Genomic DNA, 14,282 nt, shown 5'->3' with positions numbered 1-14,282 from the left:
CCCGCACCGGGTCCCGCGCCGGCCGCCCCGCCCGCCGGCTCGGGGAACCAGGCCCCCGCGGGTCCGGGCTCGGCCTCGGCCGCCCAGACCGCCATCGACGCCGGCATGGCCTACATCGGCACGCCCTACGCCTGGGGCGGCGGTGGCCGCCGCGGCCCCGGCCCCGGCCAGGACCCCGACCGCGGAGTCATCGGCTTCGACTGCAGCGGTCTGACCCAGTACGCCTACGGCCAGGCCGGCATCTCCATCCCGCGCAACAGCCGGGCCCAGTTCGCCTCGCTGCCGAAGGTGGCGCGCGACGCGCTGCAGCCGGGGGACCTGGTGTTCTGGGCGACCGACCCGAGCCGTCCCTCGACGATCCACCACGTCGCCATCTACCTGGGCGGCAACCGCATGCTCGAGGCTCCCGAGAGCGGCAGCGTCGTGCGGGTCACGGCCATGCGCTGGGGCAACTATGCGGGCGCGGTACGACCGTCGGCATGACAAAGGGCCCCGCCCGGCCCGCCCTTCGCACAGTTGGGGGCGGGACCCGGGACGGGGCCGACGATGAGGCGTCGGGCAGCCACGGGGGGAGCTGCCCGACGCGCCCTTCAGGCTAGCAGTCGTGGCGCCGTCAGGGCAGGACGCCGGACGGGACCAAAGGCCCTCCGGTCGGCTCGCCGTCGGCAGGCCGGAACGGCGTCCAGCGGCCGTCCAGGAACGTGTAGGACACTGGCTCCCGGGACGGCTGTGCGCCGTTCCGTCGTCGGCCTCCCCAGCACCGGGGCCGCGGCCCGGCACGACCAGGGAGCCCCGTGACGAGCGCTGCCAGCACGCCGATCGAGACCACGTCCCCGCAGGCGGGGGCGCCGGTGCCACCGTCGGTCGACGCCGCGCGGCTGGAGCGGGTGCTGTTCGAGATCAAGCGGGTCATCGTCGGCCAGGACCGGCTGGTCGAGCGCATGCTGGTCGCGCTGCTCGCCCGCGGCCACGTGCTGCTCGAAGGCGTCCCGGGCGTGGCCAAGACCCTCGCCGTCGAGACGCTCGCGACCGTCGTCGGCGGGAAGTTCGCCCGCCTCCAGTTCACGCCCGACCTGGTGCCCGCCGACATCATCGGCACGCGGATCTACAAGTCCGGTCAGGACGCCTTCGACACCGAGCTCGGCCCGGTGTTCGCCAACTTCGTCCTCACCGACGAGATCAACCGCGCGCCGGCCAAGGTGCAGTCGGCGCTGCTGGAGGTCATGGCCGAACGGCAGGTCTCCATCGGCGGCGTGACGCACAAGCTGCCCGACCCCTTCCTCGTGCTGGCCACGCAGAACCCGATCGAGTCCGAGGGCGTCTACCCGCTGCCCGAGGCCCAGCGCGACCGCTTCCTCATGAAGGTGCTCGTGGACTACCCGAGCCCCGAGGAGGAGCGCGAGATCATCTACCGGATGGGCTCCACGCCCCCGGTCGCGGAGACCGTGCTCGGCCCGGACGAGCTGCGCCGGCTGCAGAAGACCGCCTCCGAGGTGTTCGTGCACCACGCGCTGGTCGACTACGTCGTCCGTCTCGTGGTCGCCACCCGCTCCCCGCGCGAGCACGGCATGGAGGACGTCGCGACGTGGGTGTCCTACGGCGCGAGCCCGCGTGCCTCCCTCGGGCTGATCGCGGCGAGCCGGGCGCTGGCCCTGGTGCGCGGCCGTGACTACGTGCTGCCGCAGGACGTCCTGGACATCACCGCGGACGTGCTGCGGCACCGGCTGGTGCTCTCCTACGACGCGCTGGCCGACGGCGTGCCGGCCGACCACATCGTCAAGCGGATCGTGCAGACGGTGCCGCTGCCGCAGGTGGCGCCCAGGCAGAACTCCGGCGGCTTCGGCCCCGGTGCGCCGGGCAGTCCGCAGGTGCCCCAGTACGGGCCGCCGCAGGGCATGCCGATGCAGGGCCAACCCCCGCAGGGTCAGCCGATGCCCGGCCAGCAGCCCGGCCAGGGCATGCCCCCGCAGGGCGCCAACGGGCACGGAGCGCACTCGGCGTGATCCGGCGTCGTCGCGGCGCCGAGCCGCCACCGGCGGGACCGGCTCATCCCGGCCTCGTGCTGCACGACGCCGGTGACGGGACGAGCGCCGGCGCGGGTGCGCCGCCGCGGTTCACCGACGGTCCGGCCGACGTCCTGCTGCGCCGGCTCGAGCTGACCGTCCGCCGCCGGCTCGACGGGCTGCTGCAGGGCGACCACCTCGGGCTGGTCCCGGGGTCCGGCTCCGAGGCCGGAGACTCCCGCACCTACCACCCGGGCGACGACGTCCGGCGGATGGACTGGCCGGTCACCGCCCGCACCCAGGTGCCGCACGTCCGCGAGACGATCGCCGACCGGGAGCTGGAGACGTGGGCGGTCGTCGACCTGTCGGCCAGCCTCGACTTCGGCACCGCCAACTGCCAGAAGCGCGACCTCGCCATCGCCGGCCTCGCCGCGGTCGGGCACCTCACGGTGCACGGCGGCAACCGGCTGGGCGCGGTGGTGACGACGGGGGAGCGGGTGGACCGCTATCCCGCGCTGCCGGGCCGGCTGGCCGCCGAGCGGCTGCTGCGCAACGTCGTCGCCACCCCGAGGGCCGTCGGTGGCCGCCGCGGTGACCTCGCGGCGGCGCTGGAGACGCTCCGCCGGCCGGAGCGCCGGCGCGGGCTGGTCGTGGTCGTCTCGGACTTCCTCGGCGACAGCGACTGGGAGCGGCCGCTGCGCGCGCTGGGCACCCGGCACGAACTGCTGGCGATCGAGGTGGTCGACCCGCGCGAGCTGGAACTGCCGGACGTGGGTCTGCTGACCGTCGTCGACCCGGAGACCGGGCAGACGCTGGAGGCGCCGACGGGCGACGCGGAGTTCCGCGCCCGGTTCGCCGAGGGCGCGGCTGCCGAGCGGGCACGGATCGCCGCCGCGTTGCGTCGCGCCGGGGCCGGGCACCTGCAGCTGCGCACCGACCGGGACTGGCTCATGGACGTCGTCCGGTTCGTCGGCGAGCGCCGGCGCGCCGGCAGTGGGGGAGCGTCACGATGACCTTCCAGTCACCCCTGTGGCTGCTGGCGCTGCTGGTCGTCGCCGCGCTCATCGCCTACTACGTCTTCCTGCAGTGGCGCCGGAAGGCCTACGCGGCGCGGTTCACCAACGTGGCGCTGCTCGGGTCCCTGGTGCCCAAGCGGCCGGGCTGGCGCCGGCACGTGGCGTTCGGCCTGGTGGCGCTGGGCATCGGCACGCTCGTCGTGTCGCTGGCGAAGCCGAGCACGGAGGTGCGGGTCCCGCGCGAGCGCGCCACGGTCATCATGGCCGTCGACGTCTCGCTGTCGATGGAGGCCCGCGACGTCGAGCCGAGCCGCTTCCAGGCGATGCAGAAGGCGGCGAAGGAGTTCGTCGACGTCCTCCCCGAGCGGATCAACCTCGGCCTGGTCAGCTTCGCGGGCACGGCCACCACGCTGGTGCCGCCGACCACCGACCGCGAGCAGGTGCGCGGCGCCATCGACAACCTCGACCTCGCGGAGTCGACGGCGATCGGCGAGGCGATCTTCACCTCGCTGACCGCGATCCAGAACTTCCAGTCGACGCTGGAGGAGACCGGTGAGGAGGCAGCTCCCGCGCGGGTCGTCCTGCTCTCCGACGGCTACCCGACCGTGGGCCGCGACGAGACGCAGGCGATCGACGCCGCGAAGGACGTCTCGATCCCGGTCTCGACGATCGCGTTCGGCACCGACTACGGCACCCTCGACATCGACGGCGACACGGTCGCGGTGCCGGTCGACCGCGCGACCCTGGAGCGGATCGCCGACGAGACCGGCGGCAGCTACAGCGAGGCGGCCAGCGCCGAGGAGCTCGAGGACGTCTACGCCGACCTGGGCAGCCAGATCGGCTACACGACCGAGCCGCAGGACATCAGCGCGCGGTTCGTCCGGGTCGGCGTCCTGGTGCTGCTCGTCGGGGCCGCTCTCAGCCTGCTCTGGACCAACCGCCTCGTGTGACCCGCGGACTTCCGGTACCGAAAGTCCGTCCCTCTCGGGGAACTCTCGGCACCGGAAGTGCTTCAGCGGGTGGGGTCGAGGACGAGCTTGCCGGTGGTGCGGCGGGCGAGCAGGTCCTGGTGCGCGTCCCGGACGTTCGACAGCGGGTACCGGCCGCCGGCGACCGGCTGCAGCGAGCCGTCGGCGGTCATCGCCAGCAGGTCGGTCATGGCGGCGTCGAGCATGTCGGGCCGGGCCATGCAGTGGGCCAGCCAGAACCCGATGACGGCGCGGCTCTTCTGCATCAGCGCACCGGGGGGCACCGACGGCGTCTCCTGTCGTGCGGCCATGCCGTAGGTGACCAGCCGGCCGAACGGGGCCAGCGCCGAGAGCGAGCCGGAGAAGACGTTGCCGCCGGTCATCTCGAGCACGATGTCGACCGGCTTGCCGTCGTTGGCCTCGCGCAGGGCGGCGGCGAACTGGCGCGGGTCGTCGTCGGCCAGGGCCGGGTCGACGGTCGAGTGGGCGCCCAGCTCCTCGGCGAGGCCGCGCTTCTCGGCGCTGGACGCGGTGGCGATGACGCGACCGGCGCCCCAGCGGCGGGCCAGTTGCACGGCGATCGAGCCGACCCCGCCGGCACCGGCGATGACGACGACGGACTCGCCCTCCGCGAGGTGCGCGCTGGTGCGCAGCAGGTGCCAGGCGGTGCTGCCCTGCAGGACCAGCGACAGCGCCTGCTCGTCGCTGACGCCGTCCGGCACGGCCCAGGTGAGCCGGTCGTTGGCGGCCACCTTCTCGGCGTAGCCGCCGCCATCCAGCAGGCCGACGACCCGCTGCCCGCCGCCGACGGGGGTGCCGACGAACTCGGCGCCCGGGATCAGCGGCAGCTGCTGGGCGGACAGGTAGGAGTTCTCGATCTGGTGGGTGTCGGCGTAGTTGATGCCGGCGGCGGAGACGTCGTGCAGGGTCTGGCCCTGCCCCGCCTCCGGCTCGGGGACGTCGACGACGTTCAGGACCTCGGGTCCACCGAATTCGGTGATCTGGACTGCGCGCATGGGAGTGAGGCTATGACCTGCTCACGCTCGAACGTCATTCCGGCCGGTCCCGCCGGTCAGCCGCCGGCGAGCCGCTGCAGCCGGGTGGTCAGCGCGGTCCGCCGGTCGGCGTTGCCGTGCAGGTCCACGTACCGCTGCCCGAAACCGGCCAGTAGCGTGTCGTCCAGCCGGCGCACGGCACCCGGGGGATAGCGGTAGTCCATCCGGGCGGTGATGCCGCTGTCGTCGACGCCGCGCAGCACCTCGCCCAGCTCCACCAGGCTGGTCACGCCCAGTTCGAGGAGCAGGCCGGAGATCCAGGTGTAGTGGTCCGGGCGCGACCAGCCGGCGTCGGCGTACTGCCCGGCAAGGAACGCAGCCAGCTCCCGGGGCGCGATCCGAGGGTCGTCGGGGTCGGCATCGTCGGCCTCGTCGCCGGGAACCGGTGCCCGGAGGCGCTCGCGGATCGCGGTGAACTGCTGATCGGCCAGCTCCAGCAACCCGGCGGCCAGGGTGAACCGGCGGTCGAACTCGGAGGCGTGCTCGTCCGGCACCGTGCCCTTGTAGCGGATGTCGTGCTCGAACTCAGCCCACGCGTGCTGCAGCACGGTGCGCACCTGCACCTGCACCACGCGCCCGACCAACTCCGGCAGCTCGACCGCCCGGTCCGGGTCCACGCCGATCAGCAGGTGCCGGCTGGAGTAGCCGAACCGGCCCTGCTGCGCGGTCCGCCGCCCCATGTCGCGATCGTCGATCACCCGCACCTGCGCGGCCAGCAGCTCGGCGACCGCTTCCACGTCGCTCTGCACGTAGGTGATCACCCGCACGCCGATCTGGTCGGTGATGTCTCGTGCCGGGTCCGGGTAGGCGGGCACGCCGTCGACCGTGCGGGCGGCCTTCTCCGCGAACGAGGCGATGGTCTTGGTCCGCCCGGTCACCGACAGGTAGTTGATCCCGGCGTCGTCGAGCACGCCGGTGATGAGCGCAAGCGCCTGAGCCCCCGCGATCAAGGTCTCGGGCCGGCTGTCGGCGTACGCCTGGATGGCCTGCTGTACCGGGTCGGCCGCGGGTGCAGCGACCCGGGGGCCGGGCTGCAGGTCGGGCGGCAGGGTCGGGGTGACGATGGCGCCGCCCGCCGCGTCGCCGTAGGTGGTCACCTGGTCCGGTCGCCGGACGGCGATCCATCCCACGTAGGCGCACACCACGGCGTCGACCTGGTCCTCCGCCACGCGCAGCTCGCTCTTGCGGGTGGCGTCCTGCACCTGCTGCCGCAGCGCGGCGAACGGTGCCCCGAGGTCGAGCTCGACCACCGCGCCCAGCAGGTCGATGAGCAGCAGCAGCTCCGCGCGCATCTGCTCGAGCGCCCGGCCCGGCTTGTTCTTGTACTTCAGCGTGCGGCCCAGCCGGAACAGCGCCACCGTCGCCGCGTGCGGGTAGACCTCGATCGCCCGGCGGTCGCGGCCCGAGCGGGGGTCGAGGTCCAGCCGCAGGCGCCGGCCGATCCGCCCGCCGCGTGTGTCGCCATCGGTGAACTCGGGTTTGCCGGTGTTCGTCGGGTGCGCCCCGGCCTCGAACCTCGCGAAGTCGGCGTTGAGCGCCCGCTCGGCCTCCCGGTTGCCGGTGGCGTTGGTGACCACCAGCGGGGCGTCGATCGCCACGATGCAGGGGCCGGCGGTGAACGGGGCCAGCGCGGTCTCGATCTGCTCGTCGGTGCGCACCGCGCTGACGTGCACGAGCCGGCCGGCGTCGTCCAGCACGGCGAGGCCGGTGGGTTGCTTGAGCCCCCAGGCGAGGTCGATCCCGATGTGCTGCACGGGGTCAGCTTGCCCTGTTCCGCACCTCGTCGGCGTCAGCCTCCGGCTCGGGGACGTCGACGACGTTCAGGACCTCGGGGCCACCGGATTCGGTGATCTGGACTGCGCGCATGACGGTGAGGCCATGGCTTCGCCTCGGGCCGGGCGGACGTCCATCCTGATCAGGCGAGCAGCCGAACAAGTTCCTCGGCCGTCCGTTCCATGCCGAGGGCGTTCGGGTGGAAGGACCCGGTGCTGGAGGCCGGATCCGTCAGCAGCCCCCGGACCCAGGGTTCGGTGGAGTCCAGGCCGTGGTCGCGGCTCGCTTCCGACATTCGCACGAGTTCGGCACCCGACCGCTCGGCAGCACGGACGTAGGCACCCTCCAGGGCCGTCCTTATCCGCTGGAACAGGTCGCGCTCCGCCTCGTCGAACCACGCTCCGCCGCTCGTTCCTCGGCCGATGACCGTCAGGTAGTCCACGAGCACGACGCGGGCGTTCTCCGTGCGGGCGGACACGCCCTCCACGATGCGGACCAGTCCGGACTCCGCCGCCTGCACCATCTCGGCCGACGGCTCCGTCAACCCGTCGGGGAAGCTCTGCGCGAGGAACCGGCTCGTCGGGTGCGCGGGGTCCAGCCTCCGGAACGCGGCGAACAGCATGGAGCCCGTGTAGTTCAGGTCGTTGCCGCCGGCGGTGATCGTCACGACGTCGGCGTTCCGCGGTACGCCCTCGATCTGCGGCGCGTAGACCTTCCCGGAGACCGTCCTCTGCGGCTCGTCGAGGATCGTGGCGGTGGTGGCGCCCGACACGGTGAGGTCGACGAGCTCCGCGCCGAGGCGCGCAGCCGCCAGGTGGGGGTAGTTGCGCCCCGACCGTCCCGCATCCACGTCGACGATCGGCGGGATGAAGGGGCCCGCTGCGAACGAGCTGCCGAGGGAGACCACGGTGAGCGCCACCTGGAGAGCCTCGCACCGCGGGGTTCAGGACCGGGGCAGGCGGTCCAGGACTTCGTTCTCCAGCTCCGCCCAGCGGCGGACACGCTCGCGGACCTTCTCGAGGTCCTCCTCGGACAGCTCGTGGGCTCCGTCGGCGGTCATCCGGAAGACGTCGATCGGCCCGCCGACGCTCGGCGCGGTGATGCGGAGGGCGTCGAGGACGCGCACCGCGGCCAGGACGCCGTGGTCCACGTCGCGCTCGGCCATGCTGAAGTGGGACAGCAGGGCTCCCGCCTGCTGGGCCATGGCCGAGCCGCTGCCGATGGCGTGGAAGCCCAGGTCCTCGTAGCGTCCGACGAGCCCGTGCGGGTCGATGTCGACGATGAACGGTTCGCCCCGCGAATAGCCGGCCACCATCACGTACGTGGCCGGGGTGGCGCCGGAGGTCTCCTGGGCGGGCACGTGCTCGATGAAGTTGTCGTAGTGGTGGCGCAGGAGAGGGACGATGCGCTCCTGCAGTTCACGGCCCACGTCGTCGGCACCCAACACCGCCGCAGCCCCTCGGTCGAACTCGCCTTCGAGCTCCACCAGGACGGCGCGGGCACCGCTGCCGCCCCACGCCGCCGTCTCTCCGAACGGATGCAGCTTCTGCGCGGGGTAGCTCAGTCCGCGCGCGGGGTCGGTGATCTGCGAATCCGCTGCCAGCACCACTCCGTCGGCGCATTTCAGCGCGAGTACGACCGTCATGCGGCCGATCCTGCACGGCGCCGACCGGTGCCGCCCGCCGGTGACCGATCCCAGCGGTGTCCCGTGCTCGGGGTTCGGCGGCGAGGACCGGCGAGAGCCGGGCGTGACAGTCGCTCCCATGTCCGGCGTACGTCCGCGTACCGGCCGGTACCGGGAACCGTTGGCCTGTTCAGCCGCTCGGGTGGCCAGATCGGAGCATGCGGTGGGCAGCGAGTTCGCGTGTCGGGCGGGCGGTTCCGCTCACGGCTCCGGCACCGCTGATCTGATCCTCGCCGCTAGCACCGCGTCCTCGATGGCCGCGATGCTGAAGGTGACGTCGGCCGCGTCGAGGAGCAGGGACGTATGCGTCGCCGGTACGAGCCGGTGGCTGCTCGTGGGAGAGAGGTCGGCCAGGCCGTCCTGGGCAGCCGGCCAGCCGGCGTGACGGTCGCCGGCGGTGGCAGTGACGACGATGAGCGGCACGCTGCCGATGGTCGTCAGGGCCTGCGCCTGTTCGAAGAGCTCGGGGTAGGCCGCCACCTCGTCACGCTCGGCACGCAGCTGTCGCGGGCCCCAGGCGAAGGCCTGCAGCTGCGCCTGGGCTGCGGATGGGAGGTCCGCCGGGGGACCGGAGTCGATCAGCGGGCCGGCACCGAGGCGGACCAGGGAGGGCAGCAGCGCCGTGGCCCGCCGCAGGAACGCGTAGCTCCCCGGGTAGTCGGGCAGTGCGGTGAACTGGTGCGGGCTCGAGGAGTCCAGCAGGACCAGGCCGGCGACGTCGTCGGGGTACTGCGCGGCGTAGACCATCGAGTACGTGCCGCCCACGGAGTGCCCAGCGAACACGTACGGGCCGCGCTCGCCCGCCCGGCGCAACAGCGCGTGCAGGTCGGCGGCCACCTGCACGCCGTCCTTCGGTCCGGGCGCGCTGTCGCTCCACGCCTGGCCTGCCCGGTCGTAGGAACAGACCCTCGTGGTCCCGGCGACCGCGGGCTGCACCAGTCCCCAGGTCGCGGAGGTCTCACCCATCCCGCCCAGCAGCACGACGGGCGGGCCGCCCGAGCCGGTGCAGGACAGGTGCAGCCGGTGGTCCCCGACGTCGTACAGCTGCCCGGGCATGGGCGGTGGGTCATCGGCCAGCGCCGTCCGCAGGGTCGCCGCGCCGCCACCGACGGCGGCGAGCAGGAGCAGAACCAGTGCGGGCGACAGGAACCAGAACGAGGCGCCAAGACGCATCGACCGCACGGCACGGGTAGCCGTCCAGGCCGTGAGCGCCAGGAGGAGAGGTGGCCACACCCAGCCGGCACCGGTCAGTGACCTGTCGTCGGGTGCCACGACCAGGAGCGCCGCTCCGAGGAGGCCCAGCCAGGCCGCCGGCACCGCCGCCCACCACTGAGGGCGGTCGGTGAGCGCGGACGCTCCGACGGCGAGGACGGCCCAACCCAACGACAGGCCCAGCAGGCCCGCACCGGTGAGCACGTGCTCGGGTGCGCCGGCGACGATCCCGAGGACGAGCGCGGCCACGGCGAGGGGGCCGAGGACGACCGAGCCGGCCACCACCCAGGCCAGGTGACGGCCGGAGGAGCCATCGCCGTCCTGCCGCCCCGGACCCTTGGCGGCGGATGAGGTGCTCGTGGGTGGGGCAGCGGTCGCGGGCACACCTGGACACTGGACTGGTCGCGGTCACGGCGCCAGGACGCGCGGTTGACGATTCCGGCCATGCCGCCCGGTACCGTCACCGGGTGCCCGCACTCGACGTCGTGGTGGTGTCCTTCCCGTCGGCGCAGATTCTCGACGTGACCGGCCCGCTGGAGGTCTTCTCCAGCGCGACCCGCCTGGTGTCCGGGGCGGAGTACCGCACGCGCGTGGTGAGCACCTCGGGTGGGCCGGTGCTGGCCAGCTCCGGGCTGTCGTTCGGCACCACGCCGCTCGCCGAGGTCGGGACGCCGGTGGATACGCTCGTGGTCGCGGGCGGCCGGGACACGGACGAGGCGTGCGCGGACGAGGAACTGGTGGGCCACGTCCGGCGACTGGCGGGCGGCGCCCGGCGGACCACCTCGGTCTGCTCGGGGGCCTTCGTCCTGGCGGCGGCCGGGTTGCTCGACGGCCGACGGGCCACCACCCACTGGGCGGAGTGCGGGCTGCTGGCCACCGCGCACCCGTCGGTGTCGGTCGACGGCGATGCCATCTACGTGCGCGACGGCGACGTGTGGACCTCCGCCGGTGTCACCGCCGGCATCGACCTGGCGCTGGCCCTGGTCGCGGACGACCACGGCGCCCGCGCGGCGTCGGCCGTCGCTCGGCACCTGGTCGTCTACCTGCGGCGGTCCGGCGGGCAGGCGCAGTTCTCCACGCTGCTGGCCTCCCAGGCAGCAGAGAGCGATGCAGTGCGCGAGCTGCTGGCGTGGCTGCCGGACCACCTCACCGCGGACCTGACCGTGCCCGCCCTGGCCCGGCGCGTGCACCTGTCGGAACGTCAGTTCGGCCGGGTGTTCAAGGCCGAGCTCGGCGTGACGCCCACCCAGCACGTGGAGGAGCTGCGGCTCGACGCGGCCTGCCGGCTCCTCGAAACCACCAGCCACGCCGTCGAGCGCATAGCGCGCACCTGTGGGTTCGGGGTGCCGGAGACGATGAACCGTGCCTTCCGTCGCCGACTGAACACCACTCCGGGAGACCATCGGCGCCACTTCGGTCACCTCGCGAGGCACTAGCTCGCCGCGCGAGGTCTGGTCCGGAGGCGGCGAGGGTGGCCGTCCCGCGGGGACGACCACCCTCGCGCTGATCGCGTCGGCGACGTGACGTCCGCCGCCGTGTCGGTCCGCAGGATTGCGGCGACCGGCAGCTCAGCTCAGCGTGTCGTCTGCGCCTCGCGCCGCGGGAGGACCCAGTCGGGCCGCACGTAGTGGCAGGTGTAGCCGAACGGGATCTTCTGCAGGTAGTCCTGGTGCTCCTCCTCGGCCTCCCAGAACGGGCCGGCGGGGGTCACCTCGGTGACGACCTTGCCGGGCCAGATGCCGGAGGCGTCGACGTCGGCGATCGTGTCCTCGGCGACGCGCTTCTGCTCGTCGCTCAGGTAGAAGATCGCCGAGCGGTAGCTGCGCCCGATGTCGTTGCCCTGCCGGTTCTTCGTCGACGGGTCGTGGATCTGGAAGAAGAACTCCAGGATCTCCCGGAACGAGATCACGTCGGGGTCGAAGACGACCTCGACCGCCTCCGCGTGGTCGCCGTGGTTCCGGTAGGTGGCGTTGGGGGTGTCGCCCCCGGAGTAGCCGACGCGGGTGCTGATCACTCCCGGGCGCTTGCGCAGCAGTTCCTGGGCGCCCCAGAAGCAGCCCCCGGCGAGGATCGCGGTCTCAGTGGTCACGTGTGTGCCTCCCTCTGTGTCGAGCACGTCGAGTGAACACCGCGACGCCGCCCGGTGTTTCCGAGCCGTCCGTCGACGCCGCCGGACAGGCCCGAAGGGGAGCGGCACGTGGCACCATCCGCGGATGGCCGAGCCAGAACCGCACCGTTTCGTCGCCCGCGTCATCGAGGAGGCGGCGAACAAGATCCACGACGACGACGGCGCGCAGCGGTTCGGGTTCACCGGCGCCCTCGTCCCCGGGGTCGAACTGTTCGCCCGGATCACCACGCCGCTGGTCGCGGCCTGGGGCGAGGAGTGGTTGTCGGGGGGACAGGTGGACGTGCGCTTCCGCCGGCCGGTGTACGACGGCGAGGACGTGCTCGTCGACCTCAGCGACGGGCAGCTGACCGTCACGGGCCCGGACGGCGAGGTGCGGGTCGTGGGGTCGGCCGCACGCGCCGCCGACCGTCCCGATCTCAGCGGCTTCGCCGAGGTGGCCGGCGCCACCGAGCTGCTGACCGACCCACCGCTCGGACCGATCGGCAGCGTCGCCGAGACGGTGACCGTCGAGTAGAACGCGTGGTACCTCGACGCGGTCGGCGAACCGCTGGCGCTGTACCGGGACCATTCCTGGGCCCACCCGGGGATGCTGCTCAAGGGAGTCCACCGGCTGCTCACCCGCAACGTCGCGCTCGGGCCGTGGATCCACACGATGAGCGACTGCCGCTTCCTCGGAGTCGCCCGGCTCCCCGCTCTGATCACCTCGCACGGGCGGGTCGTCAGCGTCGGGCGGCGGGGCAGGCACGACGAGGTCTGTTACGACGCGCTCGTCATGGCCGACGGGAACCCGGTGCTGCACGCCCGGCACACCGCCCTCTACCGGCTCGACGCCGCAGCCTGACGTCTCCGGGCGCGGCCGCCGTACGCGTGCCCGAGCGCCTGCTGCGCATCTCCGTTCCCACTCCGTAGCCTGGCGCCGTGCCTCCCACGAGCCGGGGCCGCAGATTGCGGATCGCCCGCCTGCCGGATCAGGCGCGGAGGGCGATCGCCGGCGCCGGCCCGCCGACGGAGCCCTTCTCCCTGCGCGCCAAGCCCAGCCAGGTCGATGCGGCCACCGCGCGCTCGGTGCTCGCACTGGCTCTCCGGATGGGGGAGTCGATGATGGCGGTCGGGGCGTCGGCGGCCGACGTGACCGCCATGGTGCTCCGCGTGGCGGCGTCCTACGGGCTGAGTGACAGCCAGGTCGACGTCACCTTCACGTCGCTGACGATCAGCTACGCCCCGGACGACGTGACTCCGCTCGTGCTGATGCGCATCGTGCGCCCGCGCGGACTGGACTACACACGGCTCCAGGGGATCACCGAGCTGGCGGCAGCGATCACGACGGAGGGTCTGGGGCCGGAAGACGCGCACAGTCGGTTGGACGAGATCCTGTCCGCGCCGAGCCCCTACCGGCGGCCGATCCACGCACTCGGCTGGTCGGGGGTGGCGGGCTGCGTCGCCGTCACGCTCGGTGGCGGCTGGCTGGTGGCCCTGGTGGCGGCGGTCACCACGGCCGTCATCGAGCAGACGATCCGCGCGCTGGCTCGGCGTGGGCTGCCGATGTTCTTCCAGCAGGTGGTCGGGGCTGCGGTGGCCACCGGGTCGGCCGTCCTCCTCGTCGTGGTGGAGGTCGAGGTCCGCACCTCGCTGGTCGTCGCCGCGGGGATCGTCGTGCTCCTGGCCGGCCTCTCCTTCGTGGGCGCTGCCGAGGACGCGATCAACGGCTTCCCGGTCACCGCCGCGGCGCGGGCCTTCGAGGTGCTGACGCTGACGACCGGCATCGTCGTCGGCATCGCCGCGGTCCTGGACATGGCGCGGCGGGCGGAGGTCCCGCTGCGCGTGCTCGATCCAGCGACGTTCAGCGTGGCGTTCCCCGTGGCGCTGGCCGCCGCCGCCGGGATGGCCGGCTTCTGGGCGGTGGCGTCCTTCGCCCGCCCGCTCGCCGTCGGGGTGGCCACGGCGGCCGGTGCGCTGGCGTGGACGACGTGGTCCGCGGCTGCCGCGTTCGGTGTCGGCCCGGCAGTGGCGAGCGCGGCGGCGGCCGTCCTCGTCGGGTTCTCCGGTGAGGCGCTGACGGATCGGCTGCGCATCCCGCCCCTGCTCGTCGCGATCTGCGGCATCGTCCCGTTGCTGCCCGGGCTCGCGATCTACCGGGGGCTGTTCGAGATCGTCGTGGAATCCGACGTCCCGGGCGGACTCAGCAGGCTCGTCGGAGCCGCGGCGGTCGGGCTGGCCCTCGCCGCCGGTGTCGTGCTGGGCCGGTACCTCGGCGGACCGCTGCGCGGGAGCCTGGACCGCTTCGACCGACGGGTGCGCCGCCGGTGGACCGTCAGGTCCGACAGCTAGGCCGAGTACCGCGCGACGATCGTCCGCACGGCCTCCTCGACCGCACGGACTTCCTCTTCCTCCGTGATCGCCCAGGTGGCGTGGACCGGGCGGCCCGGACGATCGGGCTGGCGAT

The 14,282-nt window shown here is 73.3% G+C and carries 14 protein-coding genes; 8 read left to right on the top strand and 6 right to left on the bottom strand.

Going from position 1 to position 14,282, the window contains the following annotated elements; genetic code table 11:
* The 4 genes from BN344_RS20870 to BN344_RS16905 form a co-directional block, all read left to right on the top strand.
* The coding region (locus BN344_RS20870) for a C40 family peptidase (RefSeq protein WP_040340086.1) at positions 1–483 on the top strand (483 nt) is incomplete at its 5' end.
* 311 nt (positions 484–794) lie between these two features.
* Positions 795–2,003, top strand: coding sequence for an AAA family ATPase (locus tag BN344_RS16915; RefSeq protein WP_231486955.1), 1,209 nt, complete (start codon positions 795–797; stop codon positions 2,001–2,003).
* Positions 2,000–3,016, top strand: coding sequence for a DUF58 domain-containing protein (locus tag BN344_RS16910; protein ID WP_155858926.1), 1,017 nt, complete (start codon positions 2,000–2,002; stop codon positions 3,014–3,016). Before BN344_RS16915 ends, BN344_RS16910 begins: the two co-directional genes overlap by 4 nt.
* Positions 3,013–3,969, top strand: a complete 957-nt coding sequence (locus BN344_RS16905; RefSeq protein ID WP_040339659.1) for a VWA domain-containing protein — start codon at positions 3,013–3,015, stop codon at positions 3,967–3,969. The genes BN344_RS16910 and BN344_RS16905 overlap by 4 nt, the downstream gene beginning before the upstream one ends.
* 62 nt (positions 3,970–4,031) lie before the next feature.
* On the opposite strand, the gene BN344_RS16900 is transcribed toward BN344_RS16905, so the two are convergent.
* The 5 genes from BN344_RS16900 to BN344_RS16880 form a co-directional block, all read right to left on the bottom strand.
* A complete protein-coding gene (locus BN344_RS16900) occupies positions 4,032–5,003 on the bottom strand; it encodes a quinone oxidoreductase family protein (protein WP_040339658.1) in 972 nt (323 codons plus the stop codon).
* A gap of 56 nt (positions 5,004–5,059) precedes the next feature.
* Positions 5,060–6,796, bottom strand: a complete 1,737-nt coding sequence (locus tag BN344_RS16895; RefSeq protein WP_040339657.1) for a DUF429 domain-containing protein — start codon at positions 6,794–6,796, stop codon at positions 5,060–5,062.
* A gap of 161 nt (positions 6,797–6,957) precedes the next feature.
* Positions 6,958–7,734, bottom strand: coding sequence for an SGNH/GDSL hydrolase family protein (locus BN344_RS16890; protein ID WP_051516061.1), 777 nt, complete (start codon positions 7,732–7,734; stop codon positions 6,958–6,960).
* A gap of 24 nt (positions 7,735–7,758) precedes the next feature.
* Complete coding sequence (locus BN344_RS16885; RefSeq protein WP_040339656.1) at positions 7,759–8,460, bottom strand: Ntn hydrolase family protein; 702 nt, start codon at positions 8,458–8,460, stop codon at positions 7,759–7,761.
* A 240-nt stretch (positions 8,461–8,700) separates the two neighbouring features.
* Positions 8,701–10,095, bottom strand: a complete 1,395-nt coding sequence (locus BN344_RS16880; RefSeq protein WP_155858925.1) for an alpha/beta fold hydrolase — start codon at positions 10,093–10,095, stop codon at positions 8,701–8,703.
* Positions 10,096–10,178: 83 nt separating this feature from the next.
* On the opposite strand from BN344_RS16880, the gene BN344_RS16875 reads away from it, so the two are divergent.
* Positions 10,179–11,147, top strand: coding sequence for a GlxA family transcriptional regulator (locus BN344_RS16875; RefSeq protein WP_040339654.1), 969 nt, complete (start codon positions 10,179–10,181; stop codon positions 11,145–11,147).
* Between the two features lie 137 nt (positions 11,148–11,284).
* Here the strand turns inward: BN344_RS16875 and msrA are convergent, their stop codons facing one another.
* The gene (gene msrA / locus BN344_RS16870) at positions 11,285–11,800 is read right to left on the bottom strand and encodes a peptide-methionine (S)-S-oxide reductase MsrA (RefSeq protein WP_040339653.1); all 516 of its coding nucleotides are present in this window, start codon (positions 11,798–11,800) and stop codon (positions 11,285–11,287) included.
* Between the two features lie 124 nt (positions 11,801–11,924).
* On the opposite strand from msrA, the gene BN344_RS16865 reads away from it, so the two are divergent.
* The 3 genes from BN344_RS16865 to BN344_RS16855 all read left to right on the top strand — a co-directional run bounded on the left by BN344_RS16865 (position 11,925) and on the right by BN344_RS16855 (position 14,167).
* Positions 11,925–12,353 carry a hypothetical protein gene (locus BN344_RS16865; RefSeq protein ID WP_040339652.1) on the top strand — a complete coding sequence of 143 codons (429 nt, stop codon included), beginning with the start codon at positions 11,925–11,927 and terminating at the stop codon, positions 12,351–12,353.
* A gap of 72 nt (positions 12,354–12,425) precedes the next feature.
* Entirely contained in the window at positions 12,426–12,680 is a 255-nt protein-coding gene (locus BN344_RS16860) for a hypothetical protein (RefSeq protein WP_040339651.1), read from the top strand.
* A gap of 77 nt (positions 12,681–12,757) precedes the next feature.
* Positions 12,758–14,167, top strand: a complete 1,410-nt coding sequence (locus BN344_RS16855; RefSeq protein ID WP_231486952.1) for a threonine/serine exporter family protein — start codon at positions 12,758–12,760, stop codon at positions 14,165–14,167.
* Positions 14,168–14,282: the final 115 nt, after the last annotated feature.

This window comes from Candidatus Blastococcus massiliensis AP3 (assembly GCF_000582785.1).
GTDB lineage: Bacteria > Actinomycetota > Actinomycetes > Mycobacteriales > Geodermatophilaceae > Blastococcus > Blastococcus massiliensis.
This window is presented reverse-complemented; position numbering and strand designations above follow the sequence as displayed.

Coding starts and splice junctions, on each gene's coding strand:
- BN344_RS16905 (WP_040339659.1), top strand. CDS start 3,013: ATGACCTTCCAGTCACCCCTGTGGCTGCTGGCGCTGCTGGTCGTCGCC.
- BN344_RS16900 (WP_040339658.1), bottom strand. CDS start 5,003: ATGCGCGCAGTCCAGATCACCGAATTCGGTGGACCCGAGGTCCTGAAC.
- BN344_RS16885 (WP_040339656.1), bottom strand. CDS start 8,460: ATGACGGTCGTACTCGCGCTGAAATGCGCCGACGGAGTGGTGCTGGCA.
- BN344_RS16865 (WP_040339652.1), top strand. CDS start 11,925: ATGGCCGAGCCAGAACCGCACCGTTTCGTCGCCCGCGTCATCGAGGAG.
- BN344_RS16860 (WP_040339651.1), top strand. CDS start 12,426: ATGCTGCTCAAGGGAGTCCACCGGCTGCTCACCCGCAACGTCGCGCTC.